General features: G+C 65.9%; 12 protein-coding genes. 5 read left to right on the top strand and 7 right to left on the bottom strand.

The annotated features are described in order from the left end of the window. Positions 1-91: 91 nt before the first annotated feature. A complete protein-coding gene (locus tag CAG00_RS24490; protein ID WP_085665541.1) occupies positions 92-1765 on the top strand; it encodes a fatty acid CoA ligase family protein in 1674 nt (557 codons plus the stop codon). Positions 1766-2127: 362 nt separating this feature from the next. On the opposite strand, the gene mobA is transcribed toward CAG00_RS24490, so the two are convergent. The 3 genes from mobA to CAG00_RS24470 all read right to left on the bottom strand — a co-directional run bounded on the left by mobA (position 2128) and on the right by CAG00_RS24470 (position 7080). Continuing rightward, on the bottom strand, positions 2128-2703 hold the full coding sequence (gene mobA / locus CAG00_RS24480; protein ID WP_085665539.1) for a molybdenum cofactor guanylyltransferase MobA: 576 nt from the start codon (positions 2701-2703) through the stop codon (positions 2128-2130). A gap of 61 nt (positions 2704-2764) precedes the next feature. Further along, positions 2765-5893, bottom strand: a complete 3129-nt coding sequence (locus tag CAG00_RS24475) for an efflux RND transporter permease subunit (protein ID WP_085665538.1) — start codon at positions 5891-5893, stop codon at positions 2765-2767. 11 nt (positions 5894-5904) lie between these two features. Then, positions 5905-7080, bottom strand: coding sequence for an efflux RND transporter periplasmic adaptor subunit (locus CAG00_RS24470; protein WP_085665537.1), 1176 nt, complete (start codon positions 7078-7080; stop codon positions 5905-5907). A gap of 272 nt (positions 7081-7352) precedes the next feature. On the opposite strand from CAG00_RS24470, the gene CAG00_RS24465 reads away from it, so the two are divergent. Both CAG00_RS24465 and CAG00_RS24460 read left to right on the top strand, forming a co-directional pair. Beyond that, positions 7353-8054 carry a response regulator transcription factor gene (locus CAG00_RS24465; protein ID WP_003259958.1) on the top strand — a complete coding sequence of 234 codons (702 nt, stop codon included), beginning with the start codon at positions 7353-7355 and terminating at the stop codon, positions 8052-8054. Positions 8055-8060: 6 nt separating this feature from the next. After that, positions 8061-9359 (top strand): ATP-binding protein, encoded by a 1299-nt coding sequence (locus CAG00_RS24460; protein WP_013972839.1) that lies wholly within the window; start codon positions 8061-8063, stop codon positions 9357-9359. Between the two features lie 206 nt (positions 9360-9565). Here CAG00_RS24460 and CAG00_RS24455 read toward each other — a convergent pair whose 3' ends face one another. The 4 genes from CAG00_RS24455 to nrfB form a co-directional block, all read right to left on the bottom strand. Further along, positions 9566-10657, bottom strand: coding sequence for a diguanylate cyclase (locus CAG00_RS24455; protein ID WP_085665536.1), 1092 nt, complete (start codon positions 10655-10657; stop codon positions 9566-9568). A gap of 141 nt (positions 10658-10798) precedes the next feature. Continuing rightward, complete coding sequence (locus CAG00_RS24450; protein WP_085665534.1) at positions 10799-11638, bottom strand: DUF4434 family protein; 840 nt, start codon at positions 11636-11638, stop codon at positions 10799-10801. Continuing rightward, complete coding sequence (locus tag CAG00_RS24445; RefSeq protein ID WP_085665532.1) at positions 11638-14643, bottom strand: phage receptor; 3006 nt, start codon at positions 14641-14643, stop codon at positions 11638-11640. The genes CAG00_RS24450 and CAG00_RS24445 overlap by 1 nt, the downstream gene beginning before the upstream one ends. Continuing rightward, positions 14640-16814 (bottom strand): cyclic di-3',5'-guanylate-activated glycosyltransferase NrfB, encoded by a 2175-nt coding sequence (gene nrfB, locus CAG00_RS24440; protein WP_085665531.1) that lies wholly within the window; start codon positions 16812-16814, stop codon positions 14640-14642. Before nrfB ends, CAG00_RS24445 begins: the two co-directional genes overlap by 4 nt. A 193-nt stretch (positions 16815-17007) precedes the next feature. On the opposite strand from nrfB, the gene CAG00_RS24435 reads away from it, so the two are divergent. After that, positions 17008-17439: a PACE efflux transporter gene (locus CAG00_RS24435; RefSeq protein ID WP_025339342.1), complete on the top strand. Its 432-nt coding sequence runs from the start codon at positions 17008-17010 to the stop codon at positions 17437-17439. 181 nt (positions 17440-17620) lie between these two features. Next, positions 17621-19180, top strand: coding sequence for a threonine ammonia-lyase, biosynthetic (gene ilvA / locus CAG00_RS24430; protein ID WP_085615464.1), 1560 nt, complete (start codon positions 17621-17623; stop codon positions 19178-19180). Positions 19181-19340 lie beyond the last annotated feature (160 nt).

The raw sequence follows: 19340 nt of genomic DNA, 5'->3' as shown, positions 1-19340 counted from the left end.
ACAGGGGCTTAATGTGGTGCGGTCCCTGTGGGAGCGGGTTTACCCGCGAAGAGGCCCGCTCAATCAACACAAGAACAACAAGAGACCGCCCATGCCCCAGCCAAGCTACTCCCAGGGCAACCAGGACAAACCCCTGCTTACCCAGTGCATCGGCGACGCCTTCGACACCACCGTCGCCCGCTTCCCCGACCGTGACGCCCTGGTCGTCCGCCACCAGGCCCTGCGCTACACCTGGCAGCAACTGGCCGAAGCCGTCGACCAGCATGCCCGTGCGCTGATGGCCCTGGGCGTGCAGCCCGGTGACCGCCTCGGTATCTGGGCACCCAACTGCGCAGAGTGGTGCATCACCCAGTTCGCCAGCGCCAAGGTGGGCGCGATCCTGGTCAACATCAACCCGGCCTACCGCTCCAGCGAACTGGACTACGCCCTCGGCCAGTCCGGCTGCCGCTGGGTGATCTGCGCCGACGCGTTCAAGACCTCTGACTACCACGCCATGCTGCTGGGGCTGGTCCCGGGCCTGGCCGGCGGCCAGCCGGGCGCCCTGATCTGCGAACGCTTCCCCGAACTGCGCGGTGTGGTCAGCCTGGCCGTCGCGCCACCGCCGGGCTTCCTCGCCTGGCACGACCTGCAGGCCCGTGCCACGGCCGTCAGCCGCGAAGCCCTTGCCGAGCGCCAGGCACAGCTGCGCTGCGACGACCCGATCAACATCCAGTACACCTCGGGCACCACCGGTTTTCCGAAGGGCGCCACCCTCAGCCACAGCAACATCCTCAACAACGGCTACATGGTCGGTGAAAGCCTGGGCCTGACCGAGCATGACCGGCTGGTGGTGCCGGTGCCGCTGTACCACTGCTTTGGCATGGTCATGGCCAACCTCGGCTGCATGACCCACGGCAGCACCCTGATCTACCCCAACGACGCCTTCGACCCGCTGGCCACCCTGCGTGCGGTGGCGGAAGAAAAGGCCACGGCGTTGTATGGTGTGCCGACCATGTTCATCGCCGAACTGGACCACCCCCAGCGCGGCGAGTTCGACCTGTCGAGCCTGCGCACCGGGATCATGGCCGGTGCCACCTGCCCGATCGAAGTGATGCGCCGCGTTATCGGCGAGATGCACATGGCCGAGGTGCAGATTGCCTATGGCATGACCGAAACCAGCCCGGTGTCGCTGCAGACCGGCGCCAGCGACGACCTGGAGCGCCGCGTGACCAGCGTCGGGCGCACCCAGCCGCGGCTGGAGAACAAAGTGATCGATGCCGATGGCAACAGCGTGCCGCGTGGCGAGATCGGCGAGCTGTGCACGCGGGGTTACAGCGTGATGCTGGGCTACTGGAACAACCCCAAGGCCACGGCCGAGAGCATCGATGAGGAAGGCTGGATGCACACCGGCGACCTGGCGGTGATGGACGAGCAGGGGTATGTGCGTATTGTCGGGCGCAGCAAGGACATGATCATTCGCGGCGGCGAGAACATCTACCCGCGCGAGCTAGAGGAGTTCTTCTTCACCCACCCGGCGGTGGCCGATGTGCAGGTGATTGGCGTGCCGTGCAGCAAGTACGGTGAAGAGATTGTGGCCTGGGTGCGGCTGCACCCGGGGCATACGGCCAGTGCGGAGGAACTGCGCGAGTGGGCGAAGGCGCGGATAGCGCACTTCAAGGTGCCGCGGTACTTCCGCTTTGTCGATGAATTCCCGATGACGGTGACCGGCAAGGTGCAGAAGTTCCGCATGCGCGAGATCAGTGTCGAGGAGCTGTCTGCCGGGTAAATCACCAGCTGAAGGGAAATGGGGCCCCTGTAGGAGCGGCCTTGTGTCGCGAAAGGGCCGCAGAGCAGCCCCGGCAATTCATGCATTGCTGCTGAAATCCCGGGGCCGCTTTGCGGCCCTTTCGCGACACAAGGCCGCTCCTACAAGGACCGTGCAGGCCTGATGGTCAGGTAACACCCAGATGACGAAGGTGCATGCGCGAGATCAGTGTCGAGGAGCTGTCTGCCGGGTGATGTGTTGCCTGTGTTGGCCTCTTCGCGGGTAAACCCGCTCCCACAGGTACTGCACAGGCTTCAAGGGCAGTGGAGAACCTGTGGGAGCGGGTTTACCCGCGAAGAGGCCAACACAGGCAGCAGATGACCTCAGCCTTGCAGCAACTCCGGGCTGTTGAAGTTGCTCAACCTGCGATCATCGTCGGCACATTCAAGCCCTTGCACCGCTTCACGCAGCAGGGCCTTCTGCAAACTCCGCTCGCCCGCCGCCCAGGCCTGCTCCAGCACCGGCAACACCCGGCGTGGCAGCACGCTGAACATCGGCTGCCAGTACCCACCCTGGCGCACCATGGCCGCACTGTCGCTGGTCACCGCCAGCCGCAGCAGGTCCTCGATCAATCCCCGGTCAACCAGCGGTGCATCACAGGCCAGCAGCACCACCCATTCATGCCGCGCCACCTTGAGCCCGGCAATCACCCCCGCCAACGGCCCGGGGTAGTCCGCCTCGGCATCGCCGACCAACTGGTCGGCATACGCCCGGTAGGCCTGCTGGTTACGGTTGCAGGAAATCACCAGGTCATCGCTGAGTGGCCGTACCACGCGCTGCACGTGCGCCACCAGCGGTTCGCCCTGCCAGTCGACCAGGCCCTTGTCGCGGCCGCCCATGCGCTGGCCGCGGCCACCGGCGAGAATGAGGATGGAGCAGGGGGGGAGGGCATCAGGCATGAAAAAGGGTTCCGGGCAGTCATTGCCGGGAACCCTCCCATTTCACGCGGGGCTTGTCCAGTCAGCTCTCGCTGGTCACGGCCTGCGTGTCGGCATTACCCGCCTGGCGTCGCCCGGCAACGCGCATCACCACCACGAAGAACACCGGCACGAACACCACCGCCAGTGTGGCGCTGAGCATGCCGCCGATCACCCCGGTGCCGATCGCCTGCTGGCTGGCCGAACTGGCGCCGCTGGCAATTGCCAGGGGCACCACGCCGAGGATGAACGCCAGCGAGGTCATCACGATCGGCCGCAGGCGCAGGCGCGCGGCCTGCACGGCGGCGTCGGCGGCATCGACGCCCTGGTCGACCAGGCTCTTGGCAAACTCGATGATCAGGATGGCGTTCTTCGCCGACAGGCCGATCAGCGTGATCAGGCCGACCTTGAAGAACACGTCGTTGGGCATGCCGCGCAGGGTTACCGCCAGCACCGCACCGAGCACGCCCAGCGGTACTACCAGCAGAACTGCGGTGGGGATCGACCAGCTTTCGTACAGCGCTGCCAGGCACAGGAACACCACCAGCAACGACAGCGCCATCAGCATTGGTGCCTGGCTGCCGGACAGCCGCTCCTGCAGCGACAGGCCAGTCCATTCCAGGCCGGCGCCGGCCGGCAGCTGGGCTACCAGGCGCTCGATCTCGGCCATGGCTTCGCCCGAACTGTAGCCGGCCGCCGGTTCGCCGGAAATCGACACCGCCGGGTAGCCGTTGTAGCGGGTCAGCTGCACCGGGCCGCTGACCCACCTGGCCTGGACGAAGGCACCCAGTGGCACCATCTTGCCGCTGTCGTTGCGCACGTGGATCTTCAGCAGGTCTTCGACCTGGCTGCGCTGGTCGCCTTCGGCCTGCACCACCACCCGCTGCATGCGGCCCTGGTTGGGGAAGTCGTTGACGTAGCTGGAACCCACGGCCACGTCCAGCACCGAGCCGATATCGGCAAACGACACGCCAAGGGCATTGGCCTGGCGGCGGTCGATTTCCAGCTGCACCTGCGGGCTTTCCGCCAGCGAGGCTTCGCGCACGTTGGTCAGCACCTTGCTCTTGCCGGCATTGGCCAGCAGCTCGTCGCGGGCGGCCATCAGCTCGGCGTGGCCCATGCCGCCGCGGTCCTGCAGGCGGAACTCGAAGCCGGTCGACTCGCCAAGGCCGTCGATCGGCGGCGGCAGCACGGCGTAGGCCACGGCGTCCTTGAGCTGGGTGAAGGCCATGGTCGCGCGGTCGGCAATCGACTGGGCGCTGTCGTCGGCGCCGCGTTCGGACCAGTCCTTGAGCGTGGTAAAGGCCAGTGCCGCGTTCTGCCCGCTGCCCGAGAAGCTGAAACCCAGGATCAAGGTGGTGTTACCCACGCCGGGCTCTTCGGCGTTATGCGCCTCGATCTGTGCCGCCACCTGTTCGGTGCGCATGCGGCTGGCGCCCGGCGGCAGCTGGATATCGGTGATGGTGTAGCCCTGGTCTTCGGTGGGCAGGAACGCCGTGGGCAGCTGGCTGAAGCCATAACCCAGCACCGCCAGCAGCAGCGCGTATACCAGCAGGTAGCGGCCGCTGCGCTTGAGCGCCTGCATCACCCAGCGCTGGTAGCCGTTGCTCATGCCCTCGAAGCGGCGGTTGAACCAGCCGAAGAAGCCCTTGCGTTCGTGGTGCTCGCCCTTGGCCACCGGCTTGAGCAGGGTGGCACACAGCGCCGGGGTCAGGCTGAGGGCGAGGAACGCCGAGAACAGGATCGACACTGCCATCGACAGCGAGAACTGCTGGTAGATCACACCCACCGAGCCTTGCATGAAGGCCATGGGCAGGAACACCGCCACCAGCACCAGGGTAATGCCGACGATCGCGCCGCTGATCTGGCCCATGGCCTTGCGCGTGGCCTCCTTGGGCGGCAGGCCTTCCTCGGCCATGATCCGCTCGACGTTTTCCACCACCACGATGGCATCGTCGACCAGGATGCCGATGGCCAGCACCATGCCGAACAGGGTCAGCACGTTGACCGAGAAGCCCATGGCCAGCATCACGGCGAAGGTGCCCATCAGGGCCACCGGCACTACCAGGGTCGGGATCAGGGTGTAGCGCAGGTTCTGCAGGAACAGGAACATCACCGCGAACACCAGCAGCATGGCTTCGAACAGGGTATTGATGACCTGCTCGATCGACACCTTGACGAATGGCGAGGTGTCGTAGGGGATGTCGTACTTGACGCCTTCGGGGAAGTAGCGCGCCAGGTCCTGCATCTTCGCCCGCACCAGGGTGGCGGTTTCCATGGCGTTGGCGCCCGGCGACAGCTGCACGCTGAAGGCGGTGGCCGGCTTGCCGTTCAGGCGTGTGCCGTACTGGTATTCCTGGGCACCGATCTCGACCCGGGCGACATCGCCGATGGTCACCGTGGAACCGTCCGGGTTGGCACGCAGGACAATCCCGGCGAATTCCTCGGGGGTGCTCAGCTGGCCCTTGACCACCACGTTGGCGGTGATTTCCTGGGTGCCACGGGTGGGCAGGTCACCAATGCTGCCGGGGGCCACCTGGGCGTTCTGCGCGGCGATGGCCTCGGCCACGTCGTTGGGCGTGAGGTTGAAGCCGATCAGCTTGCGCGGGTCGATCCAGATGCGCATGGCACGCTCCGAACCGTACAGCTGGGCCTTGCCGACGCCCTTGAGGCGGCGGATCTCGTCCATCACGTTGCGCGCAAGGATATCCGACAGGGCGGTTTCGTCGAGCTTGCCGTCTTCGGAGGTGAGGGTGGCCAGCAGCAGGAAGCCGGTGGAGACCTTTTCCACCTGCAGGCCTTGCTGGGTCACCGGGCGCGGCAGGCGCGACTCGACCACCTTCAGGCGGTTCTGCACGTCGACCTGGGCCAGGTCCGGGTTGGTGCCCGGGGCGAAGGTGGCGGTGATGGTGGCGCTGCCCAGGCTGCTCTGCGACTCGAAGTACAGCAGGTTGTCGGCGCCGTTGAGCTCCTGCTCGATCAGGCTGACCACGCTCTCGTCCATGGTCGCCGCCGAGGCGCCCGGGTACACGGCGTAGATTTCCACCTGCGGCGGGGCCACGTTGGGGTACTGGGCCACCGGCAGCTGCGGGATGGCGAGGGCACCGGCCAGCAGGATGAACAGGGCAACCACCCAGGCGAATACCGGGCGGTCGATGAAGAATTGCGGCATGAATCAGGCCCTCACTGGCCAGTGTGCTGTGCGATGGGCGATGCCCCTGATGCATTGTCGACCTGCACCTGGTCACCAGCCTTGACGTGTTGCAGGCCCTCGACCACCACCCGCTCGCCGGGGGCCAGGCCTTCGCTGACGATCCAGCGGTCGCCCTGGGCGCTGCCCAGTACCACCTGGCGGTCGCTGACCCGGGCCTGCGGGTCGACCACCAGCACCTTGGGCACGCCAGCGCTGTCACGCAGGATGGCGCGCTGCGGTACGCTCAGGCCCTTGGGCTGCACGGCCTGCTCCAGGCGCACGCGCACGTAGCTGCCGGGCAGCAGGTCGAGGTCCGGGTTGGGGAACTCGCTGCGCAGGGTGATCTGGTTGGTGCTGGGGTCGACGCTGATGTCGGAGAACAGCAGTTTGCCCGGCAGCGGGTAGGTGCTGCCATCGTCCTGGATCAGCGTGGCCCGGGCCTGGCCGTCACCGACCTGCTGCAGCTCGCCGGCACGCAGGGCACGGCGCAGGGCGTTGAGCTCGCGGGTCGACTGGGTGACATCGGCGTGGATCGGGTCCAGCTGCTGGATGGTCGCCAGTGGCGTGGTCTCGTTCTGCCCGACCAGCGCACCTTCGGTGACCTGGGCGCGGCCGATACGGCCGGAAATCGGCGCGGTCACGGTGGCGTAGCCGAGGTTGAGGCGGGCGCGCTCCAGGGCGGCCCTGGCCTCGGCCACTGCGGCATCGGCCTGCAGGTAGCTGGCCTTGGCGTTGTCGTATTCCTGGCGGCTGACCGCCTTGTCGTCGACCAGCTCGCGGTAGCGCTGCTCCTGCAGGCGTGCCTGGTACAGGGTGGCTTCGGCCTTGGCCAGGGTGGCGCGGGCGCTGTCGTGGTCGGCCTTGAACGGTGCCGGGTCGATCAGGAACAGCACATCGCCCTGCTTGACGTCGCTGCCTTCGCGGTACACCCGCTTGAGCACCACGCCCGCGACGCGCGCACGCACCTCTGCGGTGCGCGGCGCCAGGATACGGCCGCTGAGCTCACTGCTGATGGCCAGTGGCTGCAGTTGCAGGGTTTCCACCCGCACTTGCGGGGTGGGGGCCTGTTCTTCCTGTTCGGCGCTGTCGTCGCAGCCGGCCAGGGACAGGCTCAGGAACGCCAGAAGCGCCAACGGGCACAAGCGTGGGGGGAGGGTAGTAGACATGCGGATCTTCCGATGATGACCACCGGTATGCTACGGCAGGCGTTCCTTGGGTGGCTGTTAATACCTGTAGGACGAGTGTGAAAAAGTGTGAAGAACAATCCTGCCGACCTGTAGGGTTCTATATTCTGCGTGTACCGGTACCGGCCTCTTCGCGGGTAAACCCGCTCCCACAGGGACCGCACAGCATCTGGAACCTGTGCAGTCCCTGTGGGAGCGGGTTTACCCGCGAAGAGGCCGGCAAGGCCTACCACAACCCAGACTTACAAGCACCTATGCCGAATATTTTCCTGGTCGAAGACGACAGCGCCCTGTCCGAGCTGATCGCCAGCTACCTGCAACGCAACGACTTCCATGTCCAGGTGATCGCCCGCGGCGATCATGTGCTGGACGAGTACCGCCGGCAAAAGCCCGACCTGGTCATCCTCGACCTGATGCTGCCGGGCATCGATGGCCTGCAGCTGTGCCGCCTGCTGCGCCAGGAGTCGCAGGGCCTGCCGATCCTGATGCTGACCGCCCGCGACGACAGCCACGACCAGGTCCTGGGCCTGGAAATGGGCGCCGACGACTACGTGACCAAACCCTGCGAGCCGCGTGTGCTGCTGGCCCGCGTGCGTACCCTGCTGCGCCGCAGCAGCGTCAACGAGCCGCGCCTGGACAACGACCTGATCCTGATCGGCGGCCTGCGCATCGACCTGGCCGAGCGCACCGTGAGCTGGCGCGGCGAAGAGGTGGAGCTGTCCAGCGGCGAGTACAACCTGCTGGTGGTACTGGCGCGCAATGCCGGCGAAGTGCTGAACCGCGACCGCATCCTGCAGCAACTGCGGGGTATCGAGTTCAACGGCACCGACCGCTCGGTGGATGTGGCCATCTCCAAGCTGCGGCGCAAGTTCGACGATAACGCCGGCGAAGCGCGCAAGATCAAGACCGTGTGGGGCAAGGGCTACCTGTTCAGCCGTGTCGAGTGGGAGTGCTGACCGCCCATGCTGAAGATTCTGGTGCGGCTGTACCTGGTGATCATCGTTGCCTATGCCGGTGCACTGTTGTTCATCCCCGACACCATCGTCGGCCTGTTCCAGGACCGCTTCATGGCCTACAACCTGGATCAGGCCAAGGGCGTGCAGTCGCTGATCGTACGCCAGTTCCGTCAGGCCCCGCGTGAGCAGTGGCCGGCGGTGGAGCAAGAGCTGGCCAGTGATTTCGCGCCGTTGGAACTGCAACTGCTGCGCATGGACCAGGCCGACCTGAGCGAGGACGAGCAGGCGCGCCTGGAGCACGGCCTGTACGCCGTGCGCATCGCCGAATGGGGCTACTACGAGACGGTGCTGGCGCCGCTGGACAAGGAATGGCTGGTGCGCCTGCACTCACCGCCAGACCCGCTGGATATCAACGTGCTGTCGTGGGGCGTGACCGTACTGATCGGTGCAGCCATGCTCGGTTGCCTGCTGCTGTGGGTATGGCCGCACTGGCGCGACCTGGAGCGCCTCAAGGAGACCGCCCGGCGCCTGGGCCAGGGGCAGATGGCCGAGCGTACGCACATCTCGCCGCACTCCAACATCGGTGAGCTGGCCGGGGTGTTCGACACCATGGCCAGTGACCTGGAGCGCCACGTCAACCAGCAGCGCGAGCTGCTCAATGCGGTGTCGCACGAGTTGCGCACGCCGCTGACCCGGCTGGATTTCGGCCTGGTGCTGCTGTTCGACGAAGTGCCGCCGGCCAGCCGCAAGCGCCTGCTGGAGCTGGTGGGGCATGTGCGTGAGCTGGATGAGCTGGTGCTGGAGCTGTTGTCCTACAGCCGGCTGTACAACGCCGACCAGGCCCGCGAGCGGGTCGAGGTGTCGTTGCTGGAGCTGGTCGACAGCGTGCTCGGCGGCTTTGCCGAGGAGCTCGATGGCCGGGGTATCCAGTGGGAGGTGCGGGCCGAGGGGGATCTGCCGCGTTTTGTGCTGGACCCACGGCTGACGGCACGGGCGGTGCAGAACCTGGTGCGCAATGCCATGCGTTACTGCGACGAAAGCCTGTTGCTGCGCTTGCGCCTGGAAGACGATGGCGCCTGCCTGGTCACGGTGGAGGATGACGGGATTGGTATTCCGGTGGAGGAGCGCGAGCGGATTTTCCAGCCGTTCTACCGCCTGGACCGTAGCCGTGACCGCAATACCGGCGGGTTTGGCCTGGGCTTGGCGATCAGCCGACGGGCGATCGAGGGGCAGGGTGGCACCTTGACCGTGGCGCAGTCGGCGCTGGGTGGTGCACAGTTCCGGATTCGCTTGCCTGCCGGGTGATAGGCTGCCTGTACCGGCCCTTTCGCGGGTAAACCCGCTCCCACAAGGACCGCACAGATTTCAAACACTGTAGAGAACCTGTGGGAGCGGGTTTACCCGCGAAAGGGCCGGGCCTGCTAACCCTGGTCCTCCACAGGGGCCGCACAGATTTCAAACACTGTGGAGAACTTGTGGGAGCGGGCGAGCCCGCGAAGAGGCCGGGCCTGCTAATCACTTTCTGCCAGCCGGGCAGACCACAGCACAAACCGGTCCTTGCCACTGTGCTTGGCCTCGTACAGCGCCTGGTCGGCGCGCACCAGCGCCGTGGTCAGGCTGTCGCCCTGGTCCACCCGGGCCAGGCCGATGCTGACAGTTACCGGATGCTCGCCAACGTCTTCGCGCACCCGTTGGCACAGCGCCGCCACCCGTTGCTCGGCGCCTTGCTGGTCCAGCCCCTGGAAAAAGATCGCGAATTCCTCACCACCCAGTCGGGCAAACTCGTAACCGGCCATGCTCGCCTTGATATGCAGGGCCACGCGCTTGAGTACTTCATCGCCCACGTCATGGCCAAAACGGTCATTCACCCGCTTGAAGTTGTCGATGTCGATCATCGCCAGGTACTGCTCGGCCGTGGCCAGGCGCAGCTGGTGGCCGGCCTGGGCCATGAACGAGCGGCGATTGGGGATTTCGGTCAGGGCATCGACATAGGCCTGGTCCAGCAGCACCTTGGACAGGTAGAAGTTGTGCAGCTTGGCCTTGCGCATCTGCAGGTAGCTGTAGATGACCAGGCCGCTGAGGAACACCGCGTAGCTGATCAGCATGGCGCCTTCGAGTTCGTCCGGCCCGATACGGGTGTGGTAGAACGGGTTGAGCACCACCCAGGTGATGGCCATGGCGCAGAAGAACGACCAGCGCCGCACCGGCAGCACCGACACGGCATACAGCACGGTGGAGACCCCGAGCACCAGCCACACCGGGCGCAGGGCCACCGGGATGCCTTCGATCACCAGGCGCATGCCCAGGGTGATGGAGGCGATGAACAGCAGGTTGAGCACATCGAAATGATGGCTGCGACGGGTGAACCGCAGCACCACGGTGAGGGCGCCGAGCAGGGTGATGAACAGATAGGACAGCCAGGTGAAACCCTGGCCGCCGAGGAAGCTGACGATCAGGTCGAAGACCAGCCAGATCAGGATGCTGACGCAGAATACCAACAGGCAGAATGGGCGCATGGCCTCGAATTCGTGCTGGCGGAATTCGGCGCGCAGGGCGGCTGGGGCGACCTGTTTGCGAACGTGGGCTTCGATGGTCTTGAACATCGCTGGGCTCCTGAGAGTACTGCTTTACCAGGCCTGGCCCTTTCGCGGGTAAACCCGCTCCCACAGGCCTCCCACAGCACTGGAAATCTGTGCGGTCCCTGTGGGAGCGGGTTTACCCGCGAAGAGGCCGGGCCTGGAGACTCAATTGGTGGGCAGAATACCCCGGGCCCATGGCCGGTAACGCAGGTCGAACACCGCCTCGGCATGGCACCCGGCGCCCAGCTTCGGCTGGGCAGGCTCAGCCCGAAACGCCTGGCCTGGCGCGCTCACCTGGCGGAACGCCTCGCGCACCACGCCCACCCGGCATGGCAAGGCCTGCTCGTAGCCCTGGCGCACCAACGCGGGCAAGCGCCCGGTCCCGGTGCCATCCTGCCACCACACAGTCAAGCCCAACCCGGCCAGTTGATCCAGCCATGCGGCATTGACCCGCGGTGAGAGTTTGCCAGCGCTGAAAGCGCTGATATGCAAAGGCTTGTCCAACTGCCGGTTGAAGGCCTGCAACTGTTTGTAGAGGGCATCCCGGCGCTCGGCCTCGCGAAAATGATGGTCGTCCAGCTCCATGGGCAGGTACCAGCCGTCCACCGGCAACTGCCACGCCTGGCGCAGTTGCTGGTACTGGCTGAGCGAGCGCCCCAGCTGCGCCTTCCAGTAACTGTTCAGGCCTTCACCGTCCAGCTCGTCGATGCGTTGGTAATAGGCCGGGTCCATGTACAGCCCCAGCACCAGTTGCAGGCCTTGGGCACGCGCGCTGCGCAGGCTGTCGGCCAGCCAGCCTTGGGCACCGCCGAAATCGCTGTCGCCATAGGCGCTCCACTGCACGATCAGGGTCTTGCCGCCCTGGGCCACGGTGGCGTGCCACAGTTGCTGCCACTGGGCGGAGGTGACATTGGCGTCGCGGTTGAGGGGTTGGTAGAACAGGCGCTGGTCGGCGCTGGCTGGCAGGCACAGGGCAAGCAGGCAGAGGGCCAGGAACGTACGCATCAGAAGGTCATCTCCGCACCGACCAGCACGCCGTTGGCGCGCTCGTATAGATTGCCGCCCAGCGATTGCTGGTATTCGGCACGCACTTTCAGCGAACCGCGGTAGGCGTTGTAGCGGTCGTCATCGAACCACCATTGCCAGCGCACACCAACCCCGGCCCGGGCGTCCTGGCGCCAGTTGTTGCTCGGGTCCTGGCTGGAAAACTCGACAAAGCCATAGGGCATGATGGTTTGCGGCGAGCTGCCCGGCAGCTTCCAGGCGTGGCCCTGCTGGTAGCGCGACAGCCAGGCGTGGTCGCCGGCACGGGTCCACCAGGCGACGTCGAGGTAGAGGAAGCGCTCGTTCCAGTCGTCTTCATCGACCCGCCAGTCGTTGCGCCAGTCGCCCTGGTCGAGGAACGAGGCGGTGGCACGCAACAGCAGGTCGTTGCTCGATTCGGCGTGGTGACGCAGGTCGCCCCAGTTGCCGCCGACCTTGGCCGGGCTCAGCAGCTGGCCCAGGCTCAGGCCGCGGTAGTGCTCTTCGTCGATCTGACGCTGGTGGTACAGCTCGGCATACAGGTTGAGGTTGGCCTGGCCGAATGGCTTGTAGCGCAGGCCGACACCGGTGCCCATGCTTTGCGCGTAGTCGGTGCGGCTTTGCCCACCGAACAGTACCCGGCCATACACCGACAGGGTGCTGCCGTTGCGGCTGGGCTCTTCGCCCAGGGCGTGGTCCCACATGGCCAGTTGCACGTTCTGCGATTGCGCGCGGCGAGAAGTGCCGCTGCGCTGGCCATTGTCGAGGAACTTGTCGTTGGTCGAGGTGCCGGCCGGAGACCAGGTGCTGGCCAGGGTGATGGTGTCGCGCCGCGACAGGCTTTCGTGGGCGCGGCGCTGGCGGTACTTGCGGGCTTCCAGGCTGCCGTATTCGTCGTCGCCGTCGACCAGGTCCTGCTCCACATCGAGGATGCGGCGCAGTTCGCGGCGCGCCGAAGCACTGTCTTCGGCTTCGTCGTAGCGCAAGGCCAGCGTCTCGCCAAGGCGGTAGTCCTCGGGGAAGTCGTGGGTGGCGCGCTCCAGGTAGGGGATCGACTGGCGGCGCTGGGCCTTGTCCGTCGAGCCGGCCAGGCGCATGCCGTAGTCGGCGCGGTAGCGTGGCTGGTCGGGGGCCAGGCGCACGGCTTCGGCCAGCCAGGCGCTGCTCTGGGCACTGTCGCCAGCCAGTTGCGCGGTGCTGGAGGCAGCGTAGTAGTGGTCGGCCCGCGGGTTGTGTGCCAGGGCCTGGCGCTGGAAGCCCAGCGCGGCCTGGTAATCGCCTTGGCGCTGGGCGATGGCGGCACCCAGGGCCCAGTCGTCGGCGCTATCGTGCGCGGCGGCGTCCCAATAGCGCCGGGCCGCTTGTGCGTCGCCGGCGTTCAGCGCGCCACGGGCGGCGGTGAGGCGGGCGTTGTCGGTCCAGGCGCTGTCCGGCTGGGTGCGCCAGATGGGCAGGGCCGCTTCGGAGTCGCCAGCGGCTTCCAGGGCATAGGCCAGGGGCAAGCGGCTCCCGCTGTCGCCCAGGCGCTCGGCGGCCTGGTAGTAGACCACCGCTTCGCCGGGCTGGTCGGGCATGGCGCAGCGGCCCAGGGCGCGGTACTGGCCGGGCTCGCTCGGGGTGGCCGGTACGGCCTGGCGCACGGCATCGCACTGGCCAGCCTCGGCCAGGCGGCCGAGCAGCTGGGCCCGGGTACTGGCGTCGACCCGAGGGATCAGGCCGAGCATGCGGCGGCTGTCCAGCGGCCCGTCGTTGCGCGCATACAGGTTGCCCAGGCGCTGCAGCAGCGACGGTGCAAGGCGGCCCTGGTGGCGGTCGTAGGCCTGTTCCAGCAGTTGCCGGGCGTGTTCGCCATGGCCCTGTTGCATCAGCAGGAAGGTGGCTTGCTCCAGTGCGGCCATATCGCCGCTCTGCCGATAGCGTTGCTCCCATTCGGCTGCGGTGCGTGGTTGCGGGGGCTGGGGCGGGTCGCCGTACAGGCGTTGCCTGAGCACGGCATAGGCCCTGGGGTCGGTGCTGGCGGTGCAGCCCTTGAACTGTGCGCGCGCCAGCTCCGGGTCGCGGCGCGACAGCCAGTCGACGGTTTCCAGGCAGGGGCGTTGCAGTTCGTTGCTCAGGCGCTGTACCAGCGGCGCGTCGTCGCCTTCGCGGGCCAGCTCCCACAGTTGCTGGCGCTGCTCGGGCTGGTTCAGCTGCGCGGCGGGCAGTGCCTGCAGCCAATGCCGGGCCTGCTGGTTCTGGCCGACGGCGATGGCGCGGTTGGCCATGGCCAGGCGGGCCTGGTTGGCTGCTTCGGGGGAAGGGGCGCTGGGCAGCAGCGCGTTCAGCCCTTTTTCATCCACCTGCTGGATATAGGCATTGGCCAGGCGCTGCCAGTCTTGCGCAGGCAACTGGCCTTGGTCGGCCAACGGCTGCAGCTGTTCGATGGTTTCCTTCCAGTTGCGCAGTTGCTCGGCGAAGTTGGCCCGGGCCAGACGCAGCACTTGGCCGTCCCCCTGAGGCGGCAGATGGTTGAGCCAGTCCAGCGCCTTGGCGGCACCAGCGAATTTGGCCAGGCTCAGGCTATAGGCCTGCCACAGGCGCACCCGGTGGGTGCCGTCGCTGCTGGCCAGCCACTGTTCCACCTGGCTGGCCGGCGGCGGGTCTTGTTCGATCCAGGTCAGGCGCAGTTCAAGCAGGGCGTTGGCGTATTCGGGGCTGTCGCCCAACTGTTCGGCAAGGGCCTCGGCCTCCTTGTAGCGGCGCTGGTGAGCCAGGGCCTCGACCAGCAGCGCACGGGCTTCGTCGTTGTTCGGCACCCGGCCCAGCACGTGGCGGGTCAGGCGTTCGACCTCGGGCCAGTTGTCCTTCTTCGCTTCGCGGTAGCTGCGCTCCATGAACGGGTAGCTGGTGAACCGCTGAAAGTCGGTCATCGGCGCCGAAGCGGCGCAGGGCAGGGCGGCGGAGCACAGCAACAAGCCAGTGAAGGTGAGGGAAAAGCGCGGCTTCATGCCACCTCCCGGGTCAGGTCAAAGGCGGCCTGCTGTTCGCTGGCCTGTTCGATCAGGGCCTGCTGCAGCACCTGCTCGGTGATGATGCCGCGGGCAATCAGGTGCTCGCCGAGGCTCTGGTGTTCCGGGTCGAAGTCGATCAGCGCCTGGTTGAACAAAGTGACCGGGACCATGCCGCGCACCTGTAGCAGGGCGCCGAGCATCACCTGGTGGTGGCTGACCTGTTCCAGCAGCACTTCGTCGTCCTGGTGGCGCTCGAGGATGGCCAGCATGTCGCGGGTTTCCGGCTTCTGCCAGGGGCTTGGGTAGTGGTAGCGCAGGCCCAGGGTCACCCGGCCCTGGGGCGCCAGGCGGGCGCTGACCGGGCGCTTCAGGTGGCGGCTGATTACCCCCAGCGATACCTGGCTGACCGGGCTTTCGCTGGCCAGCACCAGCGTGTCGCCGTCTTCGGCCACCGGCAGTACGCCATAGTGCGTCGCCAGCTTGCGCGGCAGTTTGGCGATCAGCTGCGGGTCGAGCTTGAACGGGTTGAGCGGTGCCCAGGGCAGGTCCATCTGCTCGGCCAGGGTCGCGACCAGCTGTTCGCTGTTCAGCCAGCCGCGCAGCAGCAGCTCGCGGCCCAGGCGCCGGCGTACCGGGCTGGTGATCGCCTGTTGCAGCTGTTCGTCGCTGATCAGGCCCTTGGCCACCAGGCGTTGGCCCAGCGGCGTGCGGGCGGGGGCGGCGATGGCGGGGAATTCGTGAGTGGTCTTGTCCCAGGCCACGCGCCGCGAGTCACCCATTTCCATCACCTGACGCAGGGCGCGCAGGTTGGCGAAGAAGTTGACGAAGTTGCTCCACATCATCCGCGGTGCCGACAGCAGCCCTTCGCCGATGCCATAGAAGCGGGTGACGAACCAGGCGCGCTGGAACAGGCGGTTGAACAGCATCAGCCCGTTCAGCCACAGCAAGGTGGTCAGCAGCCAGCTGTCGCTGAGGATCGACATGAAGCGCCACGACTCCGGCGCAATCACCGTGACCAGCCACATGGCCAGCAACACCAGCAGCAACAGGTTGACCAGAAAACTCAGCAGGTAGGCGAACAGGCCGCGGCGGTCACGCCAGAGGAAGTAGTTGAGCGCGCCCTTGCGGCTCCAGCCAAGGTTGCTGGTGCCCTGGAACACGATGCCGACGATCCACCGCGACTTTTGCCGGATGGCATGCTGCCAGTCGCGCGGGAAGTGCTCGCGCACGCAGATCACCTGGGAGAATTCGCGGCTCATGCCCGGGCGCCATTCCTGCTTCAGGGTCAGCGTCGGGTCGGTGATGGAGTAGCGGGCGAAAATGCACTTCATGCCCTTCTGCTTCAGGCGGAAGCCGATGTCGTAGTCTTCGGTGAGGCTCTGTACGTCGAAGGCGATGCCATCGCCGTCCTCGAGCAGCGCACTGATGGCGCGGCGGCTGAAGCAGGTGCCGACCCCGGCGCTGGGCACCTGGCCGGTCAGGGCCTCGCGCACGATCACGTCCTTGCCGTGGTTTTCGGCGAACTCGTCGACATAGTGGCCGGCGGTGAAGCCTTTCCATTCCGGTGCGTAGGGGTACACCGGGATCTGGATCATGTCCTTGTTCGGCAGCAGGTAGTTGAACAGGCGCAGCTCCATGGGCGAGATCACGTCTTCGGCGTCGTGCAGGATGAAGCCGGCGAACTGGATGCCGGCGTCCTGCTGGAAGCGCAGCAGCGCGTCGATGATGTTGTTCAGGCAGTCGGCCTTGCTGGTGGGGCCGGGGCGAGCGCAGACCACCTTGTGCACGTTGGGATAGTGCAGGCACACCGCGTCGACGTCGGCCTGGGTTTGCGGGTCGTTGGGGTAGGTGCCGACGAAGATCTGGTAGTTCTCGTAGTCGATGGTCGAGGCTGCCAGGCGCGCCATCTCACCGACCACGCCTACTTCGTTCCAGGCCGGGACCATGATGGCCAGGGGCTTTTCCGGTACCTCGAACAGGCGTTTTTCGTCGGCTTTTTCGTACTTGTCGTAGATGCGAAAGCGCCGGATCAGCTTGCGGCCCCAGTAGCAAAGGTCGATGAACAGGTCATCCAGGCCCAGCAGGAACATCAGCGTGGCCAGGACGATCGCGAGTATCTTCAGGCCGAACAGCACATAGGTGAGAAAATCGATGAATGCCAGGCTCATGTGCCGGTCACCGGCAGGAAGGGGTGGGCCATCGTCTATATCCTCGTTCGATTCCCTGGACGAAGTTGTACGACTTGTCGCCGTTTGTACTGGATAGATACAAGCAGCCGAACGCGGGGTTGTCCAAATTTCAGGCTTTTTCTTGTGGGCCACTTCTTGTAGTTTTACAGGTCGTTTACCCAGGGAGCTGAACATGCAAGGCAAGGCACGCAAGATCGTCCAGGCCATTCTTTACGAAGCCATCGCCGTCGCTTGCGTGGCGCCCGCGCTGGAGCTGGCGTTCGGTGCCGGCATGGCGCAGTCGACCGTGCTGTCGGTGCTGATGTCGGGCATCGCGATGAGCTGGAACATGGCCTACAACTGGGTGTTCGAACGCTGGGAAGCGCGCCAGCACCGGCGTGAGCGCACTTTCCTGCGGCGCCTGCTGCATGCGCTGGGCTTCGAGGGCGGGCTGGTGCTGATCCTGCTGCCGCTGGTGGCGTACTGGCTGGATGTCAGCCTGTGGGCAGCGTTGCTGACCAACCTGGCGTTGTTCGTGTTCTTCTTCGCTTACGCGTTTGTCTTCCAGTGGGGCTTCGACAAGGTGTTCGATGTGCCGCTTTCGGCGCAGCAGGCGAAGTGTTGACTTTGTGCCGCACTACCGGCTAAGTTCCTACCCCATGAATACTTTCCAGCACGTCAACGCCATTATTATTACCGCCATTATCAGCTTGGCGGGCTAGCGCGTACGTGCACCGAACCCGCCCTGGAGGCGGGTTTCTTCTCTCTGACTCCTGGGCAACGTGAACACAGCCAAGGAGTCATCGATGACCAGCTTCGTCAGCCCTCGTTCTACCGTCACCCCCCAGCAACTGCTGTCGGAGCAGGTGCGGCGCATTCTTGCCGCCCCGGTGTACGACCTGGCCATCGAAACGCCCTTGCAAGCTGCGCCTGCGTTGTCTGCCAGCCTGGGCAACCAGGTGTTGCTCAAGCGGGAAGACCTGCAGCCTACTTTCTCGTTCAAGATCCGCGGTGCGTACACCCGCCTGTCACGCCTGAGTACCGTGCAGCGCGAGCGCGGCGTGATCACCGCCTCCGCGGGCAACCATGCCCAAGGTGTGGCCCTGGCGGCATCGCACCTGGGCATGAAGGCCACCATCGTCATGCCTACCACCACGCCGTCGCTGAAGGTGGAAGGGGTACGTTCGCGCGGTGGCCATGTAGTGCTGCACGGCGAGAGCTTCCCCCATGCCTTGGCCCATGCGCTGAAACTGGCCGACAGCGAAGGTGCCACCTTCGTGCCACCGTTCGACGACCCGGATGTGATCGCCGGGCAGGGCACTGTGGCCATGGAGATCCTGCGCCAGCGCCCGGGGGCGCTGGACGCCATCTTCGTGCCGGTGGGTGGCGGTGGGCTGATCGCTGGCATTGCCGCCTATGTGAAGTACCTGCGCCCTGAGGTGAAGGTGATCGGCGTCGAGCCGGAGGACTCCAACTGCCTGCAGGCTGCCATGGCCGCTGGTGAGCGGGTGATCCTGCCGCAGGTCGGCACCTTCGCCGATGGTGTGGCGGTGGCGCAGATCGGCGCCCATTGCTTCGAGCTGTGCCGGCACTTCGTTGACGAAGTGGTGACGGTGAGCAGCGACGAGCTGTGCGCGGCGATCAAGGACATCTATGACGATACCCGCTCGATCACCGAACCGTCCGGGGCCCTGGCCGTGGCCGGGATCAAGAAGTACGTGGCGCGCGACGGCGTGCAGGGGCAGACCCTGGTGGCGATCGATTCCGGGGCCAACGTCAATTTCGACCGCCTGCGCCATGTGGCCGAGCGTGCCGAACTGGGCGAGCAGCGCGAGGCGATCATCGCTGTCACCATTCCGGAACAGCCGGGCAGCTTCCGCGCCTTTTGCCAGGCACTGGGCAAGCGACAGATCACCGAGTTCAACTACCGCTATTACCCCGGCAAGGAGGCGCGGCTGTTCGTGGGTGTGCAGACACACCCGCTGCACGACCCGCGCGATCAGTTGCTGGCCAGCCTGCGCGAGCAGGGCTACAGCGTACTGGACCTGACCGACAACGAACTGGCCAAGCTGCATGTGCGCCATACCGTTGGCGGGCATGCCGCGCCCGGCGCTGACGAGCGGGTGCTGCGCTTCGAATTCCCCGAGCGCCCGGGGGCCTTGCTGGGCTTTCTGGAGCGGCTTGGCAAGCGCTGGAACATCAGCCTGTTCCATTACCGCAACCATGGTGCGGCGGAGGCACGGGTATTTGCGGCGCTGGAAGTACCGGGGGATGAATTGGCGGGGTTGCCGTTGGCGCTGGATGAGATGGGGTACCGGTACTGGGATGAGACCGACAACCCGGCGTACAAGCTGTTTCTGGGTTGATACGCAAACCTCATGCAGCCTGTACGGGCTTCTTCGCCGGCAAGCCAGCTCCCACGGGTGTAGCGTTGATCTCGAGGTTGTCGCTGTACCTGTGGGAGCGGCCTTGTGTCGCGAAAGGGCCGCAACGCGGCCCCAGGATTGATGCGCAATAGTTGAAATT

Source organism: Pseudomonas sp. B5(2017) (genome assembly GCF_002112825.1).
Lineage (GTDB): Bacteria > Pseudomonadota > Gammaproteobacteria > Pseudomonadales > Pseudomonadaceae > Aquipseudomonas > Aquipseudomonas putida_Z.
Note: the sequence above shows the minus strand (reverse complement) of the source record. Positions and strands in the feature narration are given on the sequence as shown.

Coding starts and splice junctions, on each gene's coding strand:
- CAG00_RS24490 (WP_085665541.1), top strand. CDS start 92: ATGCCCCAGCCAAGCTACTCCCAGGGCAACCAGGACAAACCCCTGCTT.
- mobA (WP_085665539.1), bottom strand. CDS start 2,703: ATGCCTGATGCCCTCCCCCCCTGCTCCATCCTCATTCTCGCCGGTGGC.
- CAG00_RS24475 (WP_085665538.1), bottom strand. CDS start 5,893: ATGCCGCAATTCTTCATCGACCGCCCGGTATTCGCCTGGGTGGTTGCC.
- CAG00_RS24470 (WP_085665537.1), bottom strand. CDS start 7,080: ATGTCTACTACCCTCCCCCCACGCTTGTGCCCGTTGGCGCTTCTGGCG.
- CAG00_RS24465 (WP_003259958.1), top strand. CDS start 7,353: ATGCCGAATATTTTCCTGGTCGAAGACGACAGCGCCCTGTCCGAGCTG.
- CAG00_RS24460 (WP_013972839.1), top strand. CDS start 8,061: ATGCTGAAGATTCTGGTGCGGCTGTACCTGGTGATCATCGTTGCCTAT.
- CAG00_RS24455 (WP_085665536.1), bottom strand. CDS start 10,657: ATGTTCAAGACCATCGAAGCCCACGTTCGCAAACAGGTCGCCCCAGCC.
- CAG00_RS24450 (WP_085665534.1), bottom strand. CDS start 11,638: ATGCGTACGTTCCTGGCCCTCTGCCTGCTTGCCCTGTGCCTGCCAGCC.
- CAG00_RS24445 (WP_085665532.1), bottom strand. CDS start 14,643: ATGAAGCCGCGCTTTTCCCTCACCTTCACTGGCTTGTTGCTGTGCTCC.
- nrfB (WP_085665531.1), bottom strand. CDS start 16,814: ATGAGCCTGGCATTCATCGATTTTCTCACCTATGTGCTGTTCGGCCTG.
- CAG00_RS24435 (WP_025339342.1), top strand. CDS start 17,008: ATGCAAGGCAAGGCACGCAAGATCGTCCAGGCCATTCTTTACGAAGCC.
- ilvA (WP_085615464.1), top strand. CDS start 17,621: ATGACCAGCTTCGTCAGCCCTCGTTCTACCGTCACCCCCCAGCAACTG.